The 19,490-nt window shown below is 41.9% G+C and carries 16 protein-coding genes, 1 tRNA gene and 1 pseudogene; 10 read left to right on the forward strand and 8 right to left on the reverse strand.

What is annotated here, in order from left to right; genetic code table 11:
* The 3 genes and pseudogenes from FTU65_RS16475 to FTU65_RS13670 form a co-directional block, all read right to left on the reverse strand.
* A pseudogene (locus tag FTU65_RS16475) lies at positions 1–65 on the reverse strand (helix-turn-helix domain-containing protein); the annotation flags it as partial.
* A gap of 174 nt (positions 66–239) precedes the next feature.
* The gene (locus FTU65_RS13665) at positions 240–644 is read right to left on the reverse strand and encodes a hypothetical protein (protein ID WP_180065636.1); all 405 of its coding nucleotides are present in this window, start codon (positions 642–644) and stop codon (positions 240–242) included.
* Between the two features lie 153 nt (positions 645–797).
* Positions 798–884: transfer RNA gene (locus tag FTU65_RS13670), tRNA-Leu, on the reverse strand.
* Positions 885–1,062: 178 nt separating this feature from the next.
* On the opposite strand from FTU65_RS13670, the gene queA reads away from it, so the two are divergent.
* The 8 genes from queA (at position 1,063) to secF (ending at position 9,324) form a co-directional block, all read left to right on the forward strand.
* Positions 1,063–2,103, forward strand: a complete 1,041-nt coding sequence (gene queA, locus FTU65_RS13675; RefSeq protein WP_180065635.1) for a tRNA preQ1(34) S-adenosylmethionine ribosyltransferase-isomerase QueA — start codon at positions 1,063–1,065, stop codon at positions 2,101–2,103.
* 21 nt (positions 2,104–2,124) lie between these two features.
* Complete coding sequence (locus tag FTU65_RS13680; protein ID WP_180065633.1) at positions 2,125–3,153, forward strand: hypothetical protein; 1,029 nt, start codon at positions 2,125–2,127, stop codon at positions 3,151–3,153.
* Positions 3,154–3,207: 54 nt separating this feature from the next.
* Positions 3,208–3,774 carry a LemA family protein gene (locus tag FTU65_RS13685; RefSeq protein WP_180055874.1) on the forward strand — a complete coding sequence of 189 codons (567 nt, stop codon included), beginning with the start codon at positions 3,208–3,210 and terminating at the stop codon, positions 3,772–3,774.
* Positions 3,775–3,854: 80 nt separating this feature from the next.
* Entirely contained in the window at positions 3,855–4,751 is an 897-nt protein-coding gene (locus FTU65_RS13690) for a DUF4303 domain-containing protein (RefSeq protein WP_180065631.1), read from the forward strand.
* An 80-nt stretch (positions 4,752–4,831) separates the two neighbouring features.
* Entirely contained in the window at positions 4,832–5,962 is a 1,131-nt protein-coding gene (gene tgt, locus FTU65_RS13695; RefSeq protein ID WP_078194179.1) for a tRNA guanosine(34) transglycosylase Tgt, read from the forward strand.
* Positions 5,963–6,068: 106 nt separating this feature from the next.
* Complete coding sequence (gene yajC / locus FTU65_RS13700) at positions 6,069–6,398, forward strand: preprotein translocase subunit YajC (RefSeq protein ID WP_078191271.1); 330 nt, start codon at positions 6,069–6,071, stop codon at positions 6,396–6,398.
* A gap of 54 nt (positions 6,399–6,452) precedes the next feature.
* Positions 6,453–8,351, forward strand: a complete 1,899-nt coding sequence (gene secD, locus FTU65_RS13705; protein WP_078194180.1) for a protein translocase subunit SecD — start codon at positions 6,453–6,455, stop codon at positions 8,349–8,351.
* Between the two features lie 10 nt (positions 8,352–8,361).
* Positions 8,362–9,324 (forward strand): protein translocase subunit SecF, encoded by a 963-nt coding sequence (gene secF, locus FTU65_RS13710; RefSeq protein WP_180065629.1) that lies wholly within the window; start codon positions 8,362–8,364, stop codon positions 9,322–9,324.
* Positions 9,325–9,386: 62 nt separating this feature from the next.
* Here the strand turns inward: secF and FTU65_RS13715 are convergent, their stop codons facing one another.
* From FTU65_RS13715 to cysM, 5 genes are all read right to left on the reverse strand, one after another.
* Positions 9,387–10,037: a hypothetical protein gene (locus FTU65_RS13715; protein WP_180010939.1), complete on the reverse strand. Its 651-nt coding sequence runs from the start codon at positions 10,035–10,037 to the stop codon at positions 9,387–9,389.
* A gap of 80 nt (positions 10,038–10,117) precedes the next feature.
* Complete coding sequence (locus FTU65_RS13720) at positions 10,118–12,424, reverse strand: bifunctional (p)ppGpp synthetase/guanosine-3',5'-bis(diphosphate) 3'-pyrophosphohydrolase (protein WP_180010937.1); 2,307 nt, start codon at positions 12,422–12,424, stop codon at positions 10,118–10,120.
* A gap of 33 nt (positions 12,425–12,457) precedes the next feature.
* Positions 12,458–13,846: a 23S rRNA (uracil(1939)-C(5))-methyltransferase RlmD gene (rlmD, locus tag FTU65_RS13725; protein ID WP_180065627.1), complete on the reverse strand. Its 1,389-nt coding sequence runs from the start codon at positions 13,844–13,846 to the stop codon at positions 12,458–12,460.
* A gap of 6 nt (positions 13,847–13,852) precedes the next feature.
* Positions 13,853–14,671, reverse strand: a complete 819-nt coding sequence (locus FTU65_RS13730) for a 3'-5' exonuclease (protein WP_180050031.1) — start codon at positions 14,669–14,671, stop codon at positions 13,853–13,855.
* Between the two features lie 32 nt (positions 14,672–14,703).
* The gene (gene cysM / locus FTU65_RS13735) at positions 14,704–15,624 is read right to left on the reverse strand and encodes a cysteine synthase CysM (RefSeq protein ID WP_078191278.1); all 921 of its coding nucleotides are present in this window, start codon (positions 15,622–15,624) and stop codon (positions 14,704–14,706) included.
* Between the two features lie 153 nt (positions 15,625–15,777).
* On the opposite strand from cysM, the gene FTU65_RS13740 reads away from it, so the two are divergent.
* Positions 15,778–18,585 (forward strand): ATP-binding protein, encoded by a 2,808-nt coding sequence (locus FTU65_RS13740; RefSeq protein WP_180065625.1) that lies wholly within the window; start codon positions 15,778–15,780, stop codon positions 18,583–18,585.
* Between the two features lie 111 nt (positions 18,586–18,696).
* Positions 18,697–19,485 carry a crotonase/enoyl-CoA hydratase family protein gene (locus FTU65_RS13745; RefSeq protein WP_180004603.1) on the forward strand — a complete coding sequence of 263 codons (789 nt, stop codon included), beginning with the start codon at positions 18,697–18,699 and terminating at the stop codon, positions 19,483–19,485.
* Positions 19,486–19,490: the final 5 nt, after the last annotated feature.

A 19,490-nucleotide genomic window follows, 5' to 3' on the forward strand; every position in this document is an offset into this window, starting at 1 on the left:
TTGGCCAGAAAAATGAGTCGTTCTCGCTGTTCTAAACTAAGTGGTACAGAAACAATCCGAGGCATGTGTGAACATCTGTTAACTAAAAAAACCTTTTCGCATGATTAGTTATTTTTGTCAACTTATATGGAGCACAACCAATAGCATTAATGAAAATATATAAAATCGTCCCGCAATACCCATACCATTTTATCTTATTCTTTGTATATTTTTTCTTCAGCTCATATTTACGACTTACTTCATCTTTTTCCAAATACTCCTGCCCCCTTTTTATATAATCTAACGGCCCTATCTTTATCACAGCAAGACAAGATGTATTTAAGCAAATCTTTATTTTTAACATTTAAATAATTTGCTAACTTTGCGACTTTCAAATGATATTTCAACTCATTAGAAAACTCAGTTAAAGTATCTTCCTTGAGAAGATTTTCTTGTTCATCAATATATTCATTCTTTTTTCGCCGCTTGTAATCACTATAATCTCTTAACCCTGAAATCACGCCAGATTTAGCAAGAAAGTAAATACTAGAGACCATCACCACAAGAAAAATAAGTACACAAATAAATTCCAATCCATAAGTACTTTCCAATAATTTTAATGCAAATTGATTCAAGTTTAGTTCTGCATTTAAATTTGCTGACATATACACCCCTATTTTTTATTAAAAATTTATTTCTCAAATCATTTATAAGTTATCCGAAAGCTTTAGAGCATAATTACCAAATATCTTATTTTTAATTTCCTTCAGGCAATAAAAAACCCCAAGTCTTAATAAGCTTGGGGTCTTTTAGAATTTTGGTCCCGAGGGTCGGACTCGAACCGACACATCATCTCTGATAGTGGATTTTGAATCCACCGCGTCTACCAATTTCACCACCTCGGGAAGGTGTTGAAACGTATAATAAACTGTTTCAAAAACTTGTCAACGCATGATGTTCTCATTTGATTAAAAATAAACCGTATAAGAATTTTTAGATGGATAATCCATCAATTTCAGCGTTAAAACCTAAAAAAGCTTATACTAAGCCAAATTTCATTATCCCCTTTTCAGATTTCTTAACATGCAACTTTCTGACTTTAACTTCAATCTCCCTGACGAACTCATTGCCCGCTATCCGCTTGAAACACGTAGTGCATCACGCCTGCTCCATCTCGACCTGAATGGCGAATATCACGACCATCATTTCACTGACATTTTAGACTTGCTCAATGAAGGTGACTTATTGGTACTAAACGATACCAAAGTGATGAAAGCCCGCTTAAAAGGCAAACGCGCTACAGGTGGTGCAGTTGAAGTCTTGGTTGAACGTATTCTTGACCCAAAAACCGCACATTGCCACATTAAAGCCAGTAATACGCCTAAAGAAGGTGCAGAATTATTTATTGGTCCAGACGAAGTTAAAGTGACCGTTCAAGGCCGTCATGAAAACTTATTTGTTGTGGAATTTTCACAGCCTATTTTACAAGTTTTAGATTTATACGGTGCTTTACCGATTCCGCCTTACTTTAACCGTGAAGCAGAAGCGATTGATACCGAACGTTACCAAACTGTTTTTAACGATCCGACCAAATTGGCTTCAGTTGCAGCACCAACAGCAAGCTTACATTTTGATGAAACGCTACTCAAAAAACTGGCAGACAAAGGCGTAAATAAAACCTTTGTTACCTTGCATGTGGGTGCAGGCACATTTTTACCCGTACGTACCAATGACATTGAAAACCACATCATGCACAGCGAATGGTGTGACGTATCAGAAGAATCTATGGCTTTAATCCGTGAGACAAAAGCACGTGGCAATAAAGTTATTGCTGTCGGTACTACAGCGACTCGTGCGACTGAAAGTGCCGCTCAAGCCAATGGCGGCGAACTCAAGGGTTGGACTGGTGATACACAAATCTTTATCTACCCAGGTTATGAGTTCAAAGTGGTCGATCGTTTAATTACCAACTTCCATTTACCTGAGTCTACCCTGCTCATGTTAGTGTCAGCGTTGTCTAATCGAGACAATATTTTGAATGCCTATCACCATGCCGTCGACAGCCAATATCGCTTCTTTAGTTATGGTGATGCGATGTTAATTGATAATATTAACCACAAATAATCGAACGCTGAAATCATCCCTATGCCGATAGATTCTGTAAAGCATTCCATCCATATTCGTCGCAAAAAGAATGAAGTTGTTTTTCAGAATATTGCTCGGCTATGGGATATAGGCCGAAACGCAAAAACACACCAAGAGCTCCTCGATGGGTTGCATCCTTGGAACGCGCCCATTACGCTCAAATTTGAAAATTTACTGCCGCTGGCTTTAGCCGCACTGGGTATCGGCTTCATGCTGTTTATTGTGATTCAGCCCGATCATGGCTGGGCACAGCTTTGCTTTGCTGCGGGATTGGTCATGGTGTTTTGGGCGTATATCAGCTATGAAAAAGATGATCCGATCGAAGATGTAATTGCATTTTTAGAAACCGAATGCATTGCAAAAAAATACCAACTGGCCTTTAACCGACAGCCTGAATACATTTCGATGCCGCTGAATAATCTACAGTTTATTGGCAATCTTAAACGTATGTTCCCTGTGTTTAAGCAAGGCAGCCTTTCGAATGATATTCGGACCTTCGCCAGTACGGTTTGGGAAGATGAAAATCAGCAACAGCATCAAGTCATGGTCTTTCAATATCACTATGTGAGTGAACTGAAGGTACGCGACAAAGACGGCGCTGAAGTCACGGTCAAAGAAATCCATAAAGACCTGTGGGGTGTATTCGTTTTTGATATTGGCATCCATGGTCTTGCCGTATCTGCAACAGGCAAAAACTTTGGCTATCCCTATAGTTTTCCTTGGCACAGCAGCGATATTCAAACCAATCAAAAATTAAAATTTTATGGCGATAACCAAATGGAAATCGCTAAATTACTCAGCCCGGGCTTTGTACTCCGACTGGCGGATTTTTTTCAAAACCGTGAAGGTGATCTGCTATTTCATCCGAGCCACCGAATAATGTGCTATCTTGGCTCTACAGATTTATTTAAAGTCAGTAGTAAAGCAAAACGAATTCAGGATGTTTCGGCATTGCGTGGACATCTTAGAACCTTTAAATTAAACGCTTTAGAAAATTTGAAAAACGACTTAACGCAGTTTTTAAAATAGATTTCACTCAATAATGTTTTAAATTACGACCTTTTATCTTGAGGATAAAATTTTATGGGGCTTTTGATCTTTGTTTTAATCATCATTGCATTGGTGATTGGCGCAATCATGATTCGCAACAGTATTGTCCGACATCACAATGCAACCATTCGTGCATGGTCAGATGTAGCCAGCTATGAACGTCAAAAAATCAAAATTTTAGATGGATTACAGCCTTTGGTTGAGCAATATTCCAATTTTGAACAAGGGACTTTGGCAAAAGTCACTGAACTCCGTCAAAACATTATGAATTTGAACGTAAATAGTACCGATGTCAGCCAATTACAGCGTATCGAAGCCTTAAATCAAGATCTGATGCGCAGCCTGAATGTTGTGGTTGAAAACTATCCAGAGCTCAAAGCCAATGATATTTATCTGAAAATGATGAATGAAATTGAAGAACAAAACGAAAATGTCGGTGCGGCGATTACTATTTTTAACCGCAACGTCGAGTTGTTCAACAACCACATTCAAGTGTTTCCTAACAATATTATTAATACGCTATTGCTGAGTAAAAAAGCGGTTCGCCCTTTCCGCGATCAAGCTGCCAGCCAAAATTTTGATTATCGTCCGAACTTTTAAGTTCGGGCTTTAACGTACCAAAGTAAAAAAATAATGATGAGGTGATCAAGCACCTCCAAAACTAGAAAGAAAAATAAAATATGCAAAATCAAATTAATGCACTGAAAAATGTGCTGATTCAGGCGTTTTTCAAACTCTATGAGCAGCACCAAGACAACCATATTTACGCATGTACGTTGGTGTTCAATCCCTATTTATCCATAGACTATATCGCTGTCTCTACGCAGCGTAGTGTTTTTGCCGAAGATGAAGATTCTGCTCAATATCTTGCAGCGCATGATCGATGGAATGTGTCGAAATGGCGCTATCGTAACCTACCGGCTTTAAGTCAAGACTTGGCGCAGTTTAAACTGACATCTGTAAATGAAGTGGGCCATTTAAACCTTGATCCATCTTCTATAAAAAGTACGATAAAGTCTGAATCGGCTAACCATCTTTCAATCTTGCTCAATGCCATACAACAAACAAAAATCGACTTGGTCCAGTCCTACGGCATAGAACTGGACAATATTCTGTTTTTTATCACGGTCCAGACACAGCCCGAAATAGAAATTTATTCAGCTCAGGTTTTAAATACTCCAAGCACACAACTTGACGATTTTCTCAAATCCAAACAACCACTCAAGCTCGACAGCTTACCCAAGCGTATGAAGCTGTCTCAGTATGATAAAGACCTGCTGATTGATTTGGCTCAAATCGTTCAAATACAACCTTATAACTATTTACATGTAGCCAATGAAGTCTATCTTTTAAGCTTAGAAAAAAGCTATGCAACCACGAATCCTTATATTCAAAAGCTTATTGACAGTATCGTGGCCATGACATCGGACCCGAAAGGCACATTTGCGATGGAAAAAGAAGAAATTTTGCAGCGAATTAACCAGTTCTATTTTAATGCCAAGAGTTCAGATGAAACCTTGTCACAAGATGCAATCTATAAATTTACAGACTTAACACCCGACAAAGCTAGCGTTTAACCGCAGAATCAAGGAAAATAGAGCACTTTTAGCCCTCTTACCATCAGCGAACTGTTTTTTCGCCTTGATCTGGACCTTGTATGAAGTTTGAAAAATTGGCGCAATCGGGCCGTGCTCGTCGCGGCCGTTTAACCCTTGAACATGGTGTTGTTGAAACACCTATGTTCATGCCTGTCGGTACTTACGGTACTGTAAAAGGCATGCTCCCACGTGACATTAAAGAAATTAAATCCCAAGTTATTTTGGGCAATACCTTCCATTTATATTTACGTCCAGGCCTAGATGTCATTCGTGAACATGGTGGTTTACACCAATTCATGAAATGGAATAACCCGATTTTGACAGATTCAGGCGGTTTCCAAGTCTTCAGCCTTGGCGCTATGCGCAAAATTAAAGAAGAGGGCGTGACTTTCCGCTCTCCGATTGATGGCTCTAAAGTCTTTTTATCTCCTGAAATTTCGATGGATATTCAGCACACGCTGAATTCAGACATCGTGATGATTTTTGATGAATGTACGCCTTATCCTGCGACACATGAAGAAGCGCAAAAATCACTGCAGCTTTCATTGCGTTGGGCGAAACGTTGTAAGACTCAACATCATGACGTGCTGAAAAACCGTAATGCACTATTTGGTATTATCCAAGGCGGCATGTATGAAGATTTACGTGATGAATCTTTAAATGGTCTCAAAGAAATTGATTTTGATGGTTATGCCATTGGTGGCTTGTCTGTTGGCGAACCTAAAGAAGAAATGATCAAAGTATTGGATTATCTTCCAGAGAAAATGCCTGCGGATAAACCACGTTACTTGATGGGTGTCGGTAAACCAGAAGATATCGTAGAAGCAGTTCGTCGCGGTGTCGATATGTTTGACTGTGTGATGCCAACTCGAAATGCACGTAATGGTCATTATTTTGTGACTGACGGTTTAGTGCGTATTCGCAATGCCAAATATCGTCATGATCAAAGTCCGCTTGACCCACATTGCGACTGCTATACCTGTACAAATTTCACCAAATCTTATCTCTTCCATCTTGAGAAATGCGGCGAAATGCTCGGTTCGATGCTCGGTACTATTCATAACTTACGTTATTACCTGCGTCTGACTGAAGCGATGCGTGATGCTCTCGATCATGGCACTTTTGATGAGTTTGTTGAAGACTTTTATCGTCGTCGCGGCATGGAAGTGCCACCTTGTCCTCAAGATTAATTCTTTCAGCATTTGCGCTGAAGAAAAAGACAAGGTAAATTGCTGAACAAGTCCAATTTATTTATCAAAGTATTGATAACCAGTTTTTTTAGTTTAGGAAAATGAAATGAGCCTTTTTATTTCTACTGCTCACGCGGCAGGTGAAGCTGCACAGCAACCGAGCATGATGGCAAACCTGTTGATGATTGCGGTATTTGTCGCAATCTTCTACTTCTTGATCTGGCGCCCTCAATCAAAACGTGCAAAAGAACATCGTGCACTAATTGAAAGCCTAGGTGTTGGTAGTGAAGTTGTTTTTGCGGGCGGTTTAATGGGTAAAATCACAAAAATCGAAGGTGATTTTGCAGTTGTTGAACTGAACCGTGGCGTAGAAGTAAAAGTACAACGCGCAAGTGTGATTTCAGTTCTGCCTGAAGGCACTCTAAATAACCTTTAATCAAAAAATAAGTCGTGCACCCGCACGGCTTTTTTCATTTTAAGAAGAAAACGAATGCGTTACCCAGCATGGAAATATCTACTGATTCTAGTGGTACTAGTCATCAGTACATTATATGCCCTGCCAAGTTTGTATCCTGATGAACCTGCTGTTCAAATTTCAGGTGCCAAAGCCGGTACCCAGATTGACCAAAGCATCGTACAAAAAGCAGAGCAGATTTTAAAATCTGAAAATATTGCCAGCCATGACAATAGCTTCACCAATAATGCCGCTTTATTACGTGTTGATTCGAGCGAACAACAATTAAAAGCGAAAGAAGCACTGCGTCGTGGGCTCGGTGAAAATTATGTCGTCGCACTGAACCTTGCGCCTACTACCCCAGAATGGCTACAAAAAATTGGTGCTAAACCAATGAAGCTGGGTCTGGATTTACGTGGTGGTGTACATTTCCTACTTGAAGTGGATATGGATAAAGCCATTTCACAACGTATGGAAACGTCTGCGGCTGACTTACGTCGCCAACTTCGTGACAATAAATTAAAATTCAATAGCTTATCTTTGAACAACAACACCATTACGATGCAATTTGCAAATAATGATGACCGTTCTGCAGCTATGGATTTCCTTCGTCGTAACGGCAATGAATATACTCAACAAGCTGTTGCAACAACTGAAGGTTCGACTCTTCGTCTAAGCTACACAGATACACGTAAACAAGAAATTCAGTCTTATGCTGTCAACCAAAACTTAACGACTTTACGTAACCGTATTAACGAGTTAGGTGTAGCGGAAGCATTGGTGCAAACTCAAGGTAGCAACCGTATTGTGGTTGAATTACCGGGTGTACAAGATACTGCTGAAGCAAAACGTGTACTTGGTCGTACTGCAAACCTTGAGTTCCGCTTAGTTTCTGACTTAAATGATCAATATATCGATCCTTACACAGGTCAAGCAAAAGGCTCATTACCGCCAGGTACAGAAGCATTTGCTTATGAATCTTTGGACAGCGGTCGTCAATTATTGCTTAACCGTAACCGTATCTTAACAGGTGAACGTGTACAAAATGCGTCATCAGGCTTTAGCCAAGATACAGGTGGTGCTGAAGTAAATATTACTTTGGATACTGCGGGCGGTAAGTTGATGTCTGAAGCCACTCGTAATGCTGTAGGCAAACGAATGGCTGTTCTGTTCATCGAGAACAAACAAAAAATTAGTTATGTTGCAGATCCTACAACAGGCACACAAACTGAAGTTCGTACACCTTATACCGAATCTGTGGTCATCAATGCGGCAACGATTCAAGCCGTATTGGGTTCTCAGTTCCGTATTACTGGTCTGGATTCACCTCAAGAAGCATCTGAACTTGCATTGATGTTACGTGCAGGTGCTTTGGCAGCGCCAATGTACTTCGTTGAAGAACGTGTGATTGGTCCGAGTCTCGGTCAAGAAAACATTGACAAAGGCGTATTATCAACTCAAATCGGTTTCTTATTGGTTGCGATTTGGATGGTAGTCTTCTTCCGTGTGTTCGGCTTGATTGCCAACTTTGCACTCGTGGTTAACCTTGCCATGATTTTAACCATCATGTCTTGGATTGGCGCGTCCCTCACCCTTCCGGGTATTGCAGGTATCGTGATTACCATTGGTATGGCGGTCGATGCCAACGTACTGATCTGTGAGCGGATACGAGAGGAAATTAAATGGGGTGCCTCGCCGAAACAGGCGATTGTTGCGGGTTATGATCGTGCGTATAACACCATCTTTGACTCCAACTTAACCACATTCTTGGTTGCTTTCATTCTGTTCGCAATTGGCACAGGCCCAATTAAAGGCTTCGCGGTTACCCTAATGATTGGTATTGTCTGCTCAATGTTCACAGCGATTACCGTGACACGTGCAATCGTACAAATCATTTATGGTAAAAAACGTAACCTGAAGAAGTTGAGCATTTAGGAGATCGAAGATGACTGAAAATACTCAACCGAAACAATACGGCCGTCCGGATAACGAGCACATTATTCCCTTTATGAAGATTGCCAAACCGGCAGCCTTGATATCGATTATTTTAACGCTCGCAAGTATCTTTTTTATTTGCACCAAAGGTCTAAACCTCGGTTTGGACTTTACTGGCGGTGTAGCAGCAGAGTTGAACTATAGTCAACCAGTAAAATCTACCGATGTGAGCTCAGCGCTGACAAAAGCTGGTTTTAAAGATCCTGTAGTACAAACTTTAGGATCTGACCGCGACCTGATGGTTCGTATGCCAGTTCAAAAAGACATTGAAGCTGAAGACTTAACCAAAGCCATTACGACTGCCGCTCAATTGCCGGGCAATAAAGCAGAAGTGCATAAAGTCGATGTGGTGGGTGGTCAAGTCGGTAATGAACTCTACGTGCGTTCTGCGGGCGCTGTTGGTCTTGCCCTACTGCTCATGCTGGTTTATGTCACTATTCGCTTTGAGTTCAAACTTGCGATGGGCGCTGTACTGTCTTTATTCCACGATATCGTGGTGACCATTGGTATCTTTGCTATGATGCAGTGGCCGTTTGACTTAACAGTTTTGGCTGCGCTACTCGCGATTATCGGCTTCTCGCTCAACGATAACATCGTTGTATCTGACCGTATTCGTGAAAACTTCCGTAAGATTCGCGGTGCTGAACCTCTTGAAGTTGTGAACAGTGCTTTGACTGAAACACTTCGCCGTACCATTCACACCTCTATGACACTGTTATTGGTTGTTGTAGCGATGATGGTACTGGGCGGTGATGGTCTGAAATGGTTCTCTGTTGCAATGTTTGTTGGTGTATTTGTGGGTACATATTCATCAATCTACATTGGTACAGCCTTCGCGTTATGGCGTGGCCTGAACCGTCAAGACTTCATTGTACAAGTGAAGCCTGAATTTGAAGAAGAAGAGATTCCTTAAGCCTTTCAACTTATAGTTCAGATCAAAACCCATCTTCGGATGGGTTTTTTTATGCGACTACCTTAAATAAATGGGCTAGGTAAGATCGCAATAATAGGATGTAATTTTTCAATATCGGATTGCAGGAATTCTACCTGTCGTTTTTGGTCTAGACTTGCAAATTGCCATGTATCATCTGTTTGCTGTATCACGTTTAAAATTAAATTTAAGCCATTTCGCAAATATACACAGGCTAGATCCGATCTCTCTACCCCTCGCCGTTCGTCACAGACCACAAGCCAACCCTCTTGTAATATAGGTGCATAATACGACGCTGTGATGCGAATGAAATACAGGTCTTGAGTGTTTTTAAATAATGCTGAATATTGAGATGAATCATTTGAAATCGGTTTTAACGAAAATGCCTGTGTCTCAACCACCTGCATTTCAAAAAGGACCAAGCTTGCTTGCTCCTCAGTGCACTTGTTTTGTTCTATAAACTGAACTTCATGATCTAAACTTCCCTTAATGAGTCCCAATTGTGACTCTAATTCACGTGCAAATTTCTCTCCAATCTGCCGATGACTATTTAATAATTGGGAAATTAAAGGAACTGATAAGCCAAAATGTTCACATACGGCTTTACCATTTTTAAAAGGGCCAATTGACACCCAATGATCGATAGCTCGTGTTAAATTCTGTCGACGCTTTTCAAAAAGCTCTGAAGGGAGCATAAGCACTCAATTTTATAATTTCTCTCCCTCAATATAATAAAAAACCCGCACACAGCGGGTTTTTTTATACAGCTTTATTTTTAGCTACCTTGCACCAATCGACGGGCGCTAATAATGCCAGGTTGTTGCTCTAGACGTGCCAACAGTTTCGACAACTGCGCCAAGCCCTTCACTTCAATCAATAACTTCATATTGGCAATACCATCACTTTCGGAAATCGTATTCACCTGACGAATGTTGATTTGGTCTGAGAAAATCACTTGAGTCAGATCTTTAAGCAAACCACGACGGTCATAAGCTTCCACCACGATTTGCACACTTTGACCACGAGTTGGCTGCATTTCCCAATCCGCTTCAACCGCACGCTCAGGCTCTTGTCCAATCATACGGATATAATCCGGACATGCGACCTTATGGATACTCACGCCACGATTCAGTGTGATATAACCAGCAATCGATTCACCATGCACAGGCTGACAACACTGAGCAATGTGTAGTTCTACATTGTCCAGACCATCAATCAAAATACCATGCGCCGAAAGCGTATGACTTGCACGAGGGTTCAAGGTCGGTTTTAACACCAGTTCAGGCTCATCCTGATCGAGGTGCATATGACGGTTAACCTGATTGATTAAGGCATGTAAGCTAATGTCGCCACTCACCAAGCCAATCAATATATCTTCACCCAATTTCACATTAAAATGATTGCAGTAATCATTCAAATCGATACTTTTCGGGTGAATCGCCAAACGTGACAATTCTTTATTCAGAATCTCACGTCCCACTTCCAAATTTTTACTACGGTCTTGCTGACGGAACCAATGACGTAACTTGTCACGTGCACGAGCCGTCTTGATATACCCCAGTGAGTTTACCAACCAATCTCGGTTCGGCTCACGATCTTTCTTGGTTAAAATCTCAACCTGTTCCCCAGTTTTGAGGGTATAGGTTAAAGGCACATAACGTTGGTTCACTCGTGCCGCATAGCACTTGTTGCCCACCTCAGTATGCACATGATAGGCAAAGTCGAGCACGGTCGAACCGCGTGGTAATTCTTTGATATCACCATCACGACTAAACACATAGATTTTCTCAAAATCTTCAAACTCTTGGATTTGTTCGAAGTTTTCAGAATCTTCATCTTCTTTATGTGCGCTGGCATCATTTCGTTCTTGATAATGTTCAAGCACTGCACGCAAAGAATGTAAGCGATGATTAAATGAATAATCTGTGGTTTTAGAGCCTTCTTTATAGTTAAAGTGCGAACACACCCCGAGTTCAGCTTCTTCGTGCATATTGTGCGTACGAATTTGCACTTCTAAAGATTTGTTCTCTGCAATCACGGCCGTGTGCAGTGAGCGATAACCATTGGCTTTCGGGTTGGTAATATAATCATCGAACTGATGCGGAATATGACGCCAAATCTGATGAACGATCCCCAGTGTATGATAACACTCAGGTACATTATCCACCAAAACACGAACCGCTCGAATGTCATAAAGCTGATCAAAGCTCAGGTTCTTACTCTTCATTTTTCGATAAATCGAATAAATGTGTTTAACCCGACCATTAATCTCGGCCTCAATGCCATGATCTAACAGTTCTTTACGCAACTTTTCTGTTACGAACTGAATATATTGTTCACGCTCTAAACGTTTTTCATTTAGTAAGGATGCAATTTCTTTATAACGTTCAGGTGCTAGATAACGGAAAGCGAGATCTTCAAGCTCCCACTTAAGCTGTGCAATCCCTAAACGGTGCGCGAGCGGCGAGTAAATGGTTAAAATTTCTCGTGCGACACGCTCTTGACGCTCTTTGGTTGAATGCGCTAACTCACGTAATGCATAGGTACGTTCAGAAAGTTTGATTAATACAACGCGAACATCTTCGGTCACCGAAATCAGCATTTTATAAATGCCGGTCAAATGTTCACGCTGGTTATTATTAAAATGATCTTCTAAACGTTTATTTTGCTCAATCAGGTCAGACAACTTACCCATGGCAAGCGTGCCTTTCACCAAAGCATGCACTTGATCGCCAAATTTGCTTTGGACTTCTTCTAAACTGGTTACGCCTTCACGAACACTTCGATACAGCATGGCTGCTGATAACGTATCTTCATCCGCATACAGATGAGCAAGAATATCCGCCATTTCAATACCCGTATAGAAGGTATTCGAGCGATGGTTGACCGTTGTTTCAAGTTCATTCTGTAAGGTCAGATGTGCAACTTCTTCGAGTTGATTTAGAGGAGCCCCGTCAAACATGCCACTCACACGCTCTAGCCATTCAGCCAAATCATGCTGTGCTTGCTCGGCATGTTCTACAGTCGTTTCCTGAGACAGCTCATTGAGACGTCCAGGTAATTGTTCACGTACTGTGACCATACCCTACTCCTAGTTTTCTACGCTTCATAACTTTTAATCGTTTATCTGATTTTCTTTTTCGAACAAAGCAATCGATTCGACATGCCCTGTATGGGTAAACATGTCCATGACACCCGCTTTTTTCAAACGGTAGCCTTGTTGTACCAGCATTCCAGCATCGCGTGCTAGTGTTGCAGGATTACATGACACATAAACGATTCTTTTTGCACCAAATTTGGGCACATAACGCATTATTTCTTCTGCACCAGAACGTGGTGGGTCTATCAATAATGCATCAAATCCTTGTTTTGCCCAAGAATGATGCGAAAAATCTTTTGTTAAATCTTGTGAATAAAATTTCAGTTGCGAAAGTCCATTGTTTTGTGCATTTTCTGCACCACGCTGAACCATTTCTTCACTCCCTTCAACTGCAACGACTTGACCCGTTGAACCCACACATTGAGCAAGTGGTAAAGAAAAGTTTCCTAAGCCACAAAACAGATCTAGAACTCGCTCACCTTGTTGTAACTGAAGCAATTCACATGCCAGTTTCACCATTTGCGGATTAATCGTGGAATTCACTTGCGTGAAGTCCTGAGGATTAAAGCCAAATTCCACAGCAAAGTCACTTAGACCATAGTGCAGACGCATCGGTGCATCGGGATGATCCACGCGATGTAAGCTGTCTGGCCCTTCAGGTTGTAAGTACAGTTGCCACTCTTTATGTAACGCAAATTTTACTAATTGGTTGACATCTTCCGCGCAAAGTTCCGCCGTATGACGAATCAGGAGGGCAATTTCTTGATCTCCCATGGCCAGTTCCATATGCCCAATATCTGCTTTACCTTGCAAACTTTGTAACAATTGTTTGAGTGTGGTGATTGAGCCAAACTCACGATCCAACACCATACAACGGTCAATCGAAGTCAGCTTATTTGACTGGCTCTCACGAAAGCCGACCACGAGCTTATCTTTTGCAGGTAGGTAACGCACACCAATACGTGCTTTGCGACGGTAGTCTTCACGCAATGAACGTAACGGAGCTAACCATTGATCAGGTTGTATCCCTGCAAAATGTTGCAAATGTGATTGTAAAACGCCTTGTTTTAAACGAATTTGCTCATCGGGATGGATATGTTGCATGCTACAACCACCACAGCCCCCATAATGTGGGCAGGCCGGTTTTACCCGTAGAGACGACTCTTCACTCAGCAATTCCAGACTGTCTGCTTCTTCAAGACGCTTAACGACATTGGTAATACGCGCACGCACTGTTTCACCCGGCAAGGCATAACGGATAAAGACTTTCTTACCGTGTTTTTCTGCAGGATGATCTGGATGCGTGCCAAAGTGCGCTATGCCTCGCCCCTCATGTGAAAGCGATTCAACCTGAAATGTATAAATGGGTTGTTGGGCTTTTTGGGGTTTGGCTTTGTGTTTCATGCGTACCTAATGTGTGGAAGATGGGAAATCAGATTGAGTGAATTCGGTACGCTGCGAGGTTTGCTGCCATACCGATAAAAAGTCAGCGTGTTGCGGCTGAGTTTGTAAATATTGAATCGTACTTTGAATCAGGTGCTGATGATCATTCAACAATAACTGCCCTTTCAGCAACAGCCAGCGTAAATAAATCAACCATGTATTGAGCACATCGCCTTCACAGTAGCTGGTCAGTTCCATCCACTGTTGTTCACGTACATATTCAGGCACATGGTAGCCACCATCACCACGTTTACCAGGGAAACCAAGTAAATGTGCTGCATCGTCAAGTTTTTGAAAATGACGACCATGGAACATGGCCATGACATCCATCAAATCTACATGACGATGATGATAACGATTCTGGTAGTTATTATAGCGCTTTTGCGTATCAATCTCGCCCTGATCGAACAAACTTGGTGCAGATAATCCGTGATACATGGCACGGAACAAAATCACAGGCAAATCAAACTGCGAACCGTTCCAACTGACCAAGGTCGGATGACGCTTTTCAAAAATAGAAACGAATTTTTTTAAAATTTCAGCTTCGCTATTGTCTTCACGGCTAAATGAAAACAACTTCATGCCCTTTTCATCAATCCATAGTCCAGAGATACAGACAATTTCATGCAAGGCCAAACGCTGAAAATCCGTGCCCACCTCTTGGCGACGCAGTTTAGTCAGCGCTGCATCTAAATCCACCTCAGGCAGATCCAGTCCATACAAATGCGCACCTGACTTCAAATCTGTCAGTGTTTCGATATCAAAAATTAAAACAGGTAAACGCATAAGTACTCACCAGTGCCGTTCGGCCACTGTAATTATTCAGGATCAACAACAGAGAATAGACCAGTAGACAAGTAACGGTCACCACGGTCACATACGATGCAAACAATCACGGCATCCGGATTTTCTTCAGCCAATTTAACTGAAGCCCATACCGCACCACCCGATGATGTACCTGCACTGATACCTTCTGTACGCGCTAAACGACGAGCCGTTTTTTCCGCTTCAATTTGCGGAATATCCATAATACGATCAACACGTGAAGGGTCAAAAATCGTAGGAAGATATTCTTGTGGCCAACGGCGAATACCAGCAATGTTTGAGCCTTCAGACGGCTGTAAACCGACAATTTGAATATCCGGATTTTGTTCTTTTAAATATTTCGAAATCCCCATAATGGTCCCGGTGGTTCCCATTGAGCTGACGAAATGTGTAATTTTACCGCCTGTTTGTTTCCAAATTTCAGGCCCAGTAGTAAGGTAATGTGCTTCCACATTGTCCGGGTTACCAAATTGGTTTAGGACTAAACCTTTGCCGTCTTTTTCCATTTGAAGGGCAAGATCACGTGCTTCTTCCATGTTTTCTGATTCGATCAGTTCAGCACCGTAGGCACGCATGGCATCTTTACGCTCTTGGCTAGAACTTGCAGGCATGATCAAGGTCATTTTATAGCCACGCATTGCTGCAACCATAGCTAAAGCAATCCCTGTGTTTCCGCTCGTCGCTTCAATCAACGTATCACCCGGTTTAATCTGACCACGCTTTTCCGCTTGCATAATCATGTTATATGCAGGGCGGTCTTTGACCGAACCCGCTGGGTTATTGCCTTCTAACTTGGCTAATACTGTTGCTTGAGTATGACTTGCCAGACGCTGTAAACGCACTAACGGCGTGTTGCCGACGTAATGGTCTAATAAAAAATCGTCTGCTTGAAAATCAGGGGTTGTATTACTCATTATTCACACCTATATCGAGGTGCGCCTATTGTATGAAAAAATGCCTTTGCCTGCACCCATTTGCCTCGCTTTTTCGCGAAAGTGATTAAAGCGCAATCAGTTTTAAATAATCCATGCTAATATTCGGGGCATAAGGAATAAACTGCTTAAACCATGTCAAATATCAACAAAAAGCTTTTTAAACGCCTACACTTAAATCATGCCTATGGTCAGTTGATTGCACTTATTTTCGTGCCGATCACCATTTTGGCCTGTGTCGGTGCGATGTTGGTAATAACGGAAACCTCCAATGCAGCCAAAGCACAACAAAAACAAATGGCTGTCGCGATCCTGACGCGTTATCAACCGACATCAGAATCTGCCATAGAGTTACTCAACCTTTATCCGTGGCAGTTTGATCAAGCTCGTAATGCCATGCAAAGCATGTTGAATGAAAAACATTTGATTCGTGCTGCAATTTTAGATCTCAAAGGCAACAACCGCCTGAGCATTGGCTTTCAAGATCAAGATATTTGGCCTGCTTTTGACAGTAAAGCGTCTTTTATTGGACCGATTGCACATCAGGGTAACCATGTTTATGCCCTGAAAATTTCAGATTCAACCCAGACGCCGGCATGGTTAAGCATTGAACTGGATAATCAACCGCTGCAAATTGCCCGCTATCGCGTGTTAATCGTATTGATTGCAACAGGCTTATTGACACTTTTATTACTTTTGCTGTGTTTGAATTTTTATTCACGTCGTTGGATCGCACCAATGTACGAAATTCGCATGCAGTTACAACGTTTAAATGCCGACACTCTAGATCAGCACATGATCATTAACAGTACTGGCGAACTCCGTTTATTACAGCGTGATATTGCGAATGTGGTTAAACGCTTACATTTCAGCTTTTTAGAACTGCGTGAACATACCGAACAAACGGAAGATGACTTAAGACGCACGCTTGATACTTTAGAAGTGCAAAATATTACCTACCGTCAAGCACGTGACCAAGCAATCCATGCCAATCAGTCGAAGTCGGTGTTCTTAGCCAATATTTCCCATGAACTGCGCACGCCACTTAACAGTATTGATGGTTTTATTCATCTTTTACTGCGCCAAGGCAACCTCAGTAATGAACAAAATTTATATCTACAAACGATTCGTAAATCTTCTGCGCACTTATTGGCTTTAATTAATGACGTGCTTGATTTCTCGAAAATCGATGCAGGCAAACTAGAACTCGAAACTGCGCAATTCGACTTAGAAGAAGCCGTCTTTGATGTGATGGATATGTTGTCGCCATTGGCAGCACAAAAACACATCGATATGACCTTCTACTATGCGGACAATGTGCCGAAATTTGTGGTTGGTGATGTCCTACGCTTCAAGCAAATTTTGACCAACTTAATTTCAAATGCAATTAAATTCACTCCAGATGGTGAAATTATTGTCCGTGTCCGTATGGAGCATGATGACATCGGTCAATGTCTGCTGCACTTTAGTGTGCAAGACAGTGGTATCGGCCTAAGCGGTACCGACCGTAAGAAACTGTTTGAATCCTTCTCGCAAGGTGATGCATCTGTTACCCGTCAATTTGGTGGTACAGGTTTAGGTCTTGCCATCTCCAAACAATTAGTCAGCCTGATGCATGGACAAATTGGTTTTGAAGATAACCAAGAACGTGCCCCAACAGAAAAAGGTTCAACCTTCTGGTTTACTGCGCGCTTTGTGGTCGATGAAGAAATTGAAATTGTGCATCCACAATTTAGCAATCTACAAGTCGTTTCCTACTTAGCACATCCAGCAACCGCCAATGTCCTGCGTCATTACTTAGAAAATTATGATGTTGAACATATTGAAACGCAGTCGATCCTTGATTTATTTAGTCGACTCAATCAGCTAAAAACCAATGAAAATACCTGGTTGATCGTCGATCACAGTGGTGACTCCGAAGCCTTACTGAAAGAAATTCGTCATCGTTATAGCGGTAACTTAGCGGTTTATGGCTACCAAATGATGCTCGATCCAAGCATGTTGAACGAGTACCGTGCTCGCCCATTGCATCAACCACTCAGCCGTACAGCGCTGATTCAGTTATTGAGTAATGAGCCTTGGTTTGATCAAGAGCAGCATGAAGAATTTAATGGTCAAGGTCTGCACATTTTGGCTGTCGACGACCATTTGCCAAACCTGATTGTGCTTGAAGCCCTGCTCTCTGAGTTAAATGTGAAAACCACCAAGGCTTTGAGTGGACAAGAAGCCATTGAAATCATTCAAGCTCGCCAAGAGCAAGGTTTGGGGGCTTTTGACCTCATCTTTATGGATATTCAAATGCCTGTGATGTCAGGTGTCGATACCACGCGTGCCATTCGTTCTCTTGAGTCGACTTTTGAAAATCATAAGCGCCTTCCAATTATCGCTTTGACGGCACATGCGCTCTCTGATGAAAAACAAAAGCTTCTGCAAAGTGGTATGGATGACTATGTCACCAAGCCCATTCAAATGGATCAAATTATTCAAATCTTGACCCAATGGACTACCGATAACTTTAAGAAAGTGCCGGTTTTAGAGCGCAGTTCAGTGATTGAAGCCCTAGAGCCGAGCATTTTAGATTGGCAACAAAGCTTGCAGTTGGCCGCGAATAAAGAAGACCTTGCAGTCGATTTACTGAAAATGCTCGTCGATAGCTTTGAGCAAGAAATCCATGAAATGGCACAGCTCATCGAAGATGAAGATTTTCCACAATTAGAGCATGTGCTACATCGGCTTTATGGCGCAACCCGCTATGTGGGCGCTCCAACCCTCCAAGAGGTTTCAGGTCAATTTGAGCAATTTGTTTCGACCTTACGTAAGGAACGCCGTAAAGCGGATGACGCTTTTGTCCAAGAAACCCTGAACCGTTTCGATGAGTTAAAAAATGTCATGGCACAAGTTGAACACGCAGCTCAACAAATCTTAGCCAAACAAAATAATTAAGCGCAGTCCGACTAAAGTCAGTGCCGTCTAGCTTCTGTTGTGACTGCACTGTCATGTATCCTGTCAGGGTGCATGCTATGCTCGGGCGCAGAAACAACAAGAGTAATTACCATGGCTTTATTACGTGTAGAAAAAAATAATGGCATTGCAACGGTTTACTTAAACCGTCCAGAAAAACGTAATGCAATGAGCTTTGCATTGCTCAAAGAATTGGTCAGCACCGCTGAAAAATTAAAAAAAGATCGTAGCTTACGCTGTGTCATTTTAACCGGTGAAGCCAATGTATTTAGTGCTGGCATTGATTTGGCTGACCTCAATGATCCGAAAAATCGTGCCTATGCTGCATGGGAACTGTTAAAACCCGGTCAAAGTTTATTTCAAAAAGCCTTTCTGATTTGGCAGCAACTTCCTGTGCCGGTGATTGCCGCACTTGAAGGCTTTTGCTTTGGTGCAGGCATGCAACTTGCCTTGGCTGCCGATATCCGTATTGCCCACCCGAAAACGCAAATGTCGATTATGGAAAGTCGTTGGGGCTTAGTCCCTGATATGGGCTTAACCCGCTCACTCAAAGGTGTGATTGGACTGGATTTAGCCAAAGAATTAACCCTTACAGCACGTATTTTTGACGCAGAATATGCCAAGGATATTGGCTTAGTGACGCATTTAAATGTACAGCCTTTGCTTCAGGCACAGCAGTTAGCCGAAGAATTATCGCAACGTTCACCAGATGCCTTGGCAGCGGCAAAACAAGTGCTAGATGCCATGGAACATAGTCCAAAACGCTCTTTACGCTTAGAAAAAATCTGGCAATTTAAATTACTGCTCGGCAAAAACAGCCAATTGGCACGTAAAAAAGATAAGAACCCAGAGGTTCAGTTTTTACCACGCCAATATAAGTAAAATAG

Origin of the sequence: Acinetobacter sp. YH12129, from assembly GCF_013418685.1 — a bacterium.
GTDB lineage: Bacteria > Pseudomonadota > Gammaproteobacteria > Pseudomonadales > Moraxellaceae > Acinetobacter > Acinetobacter amyesii.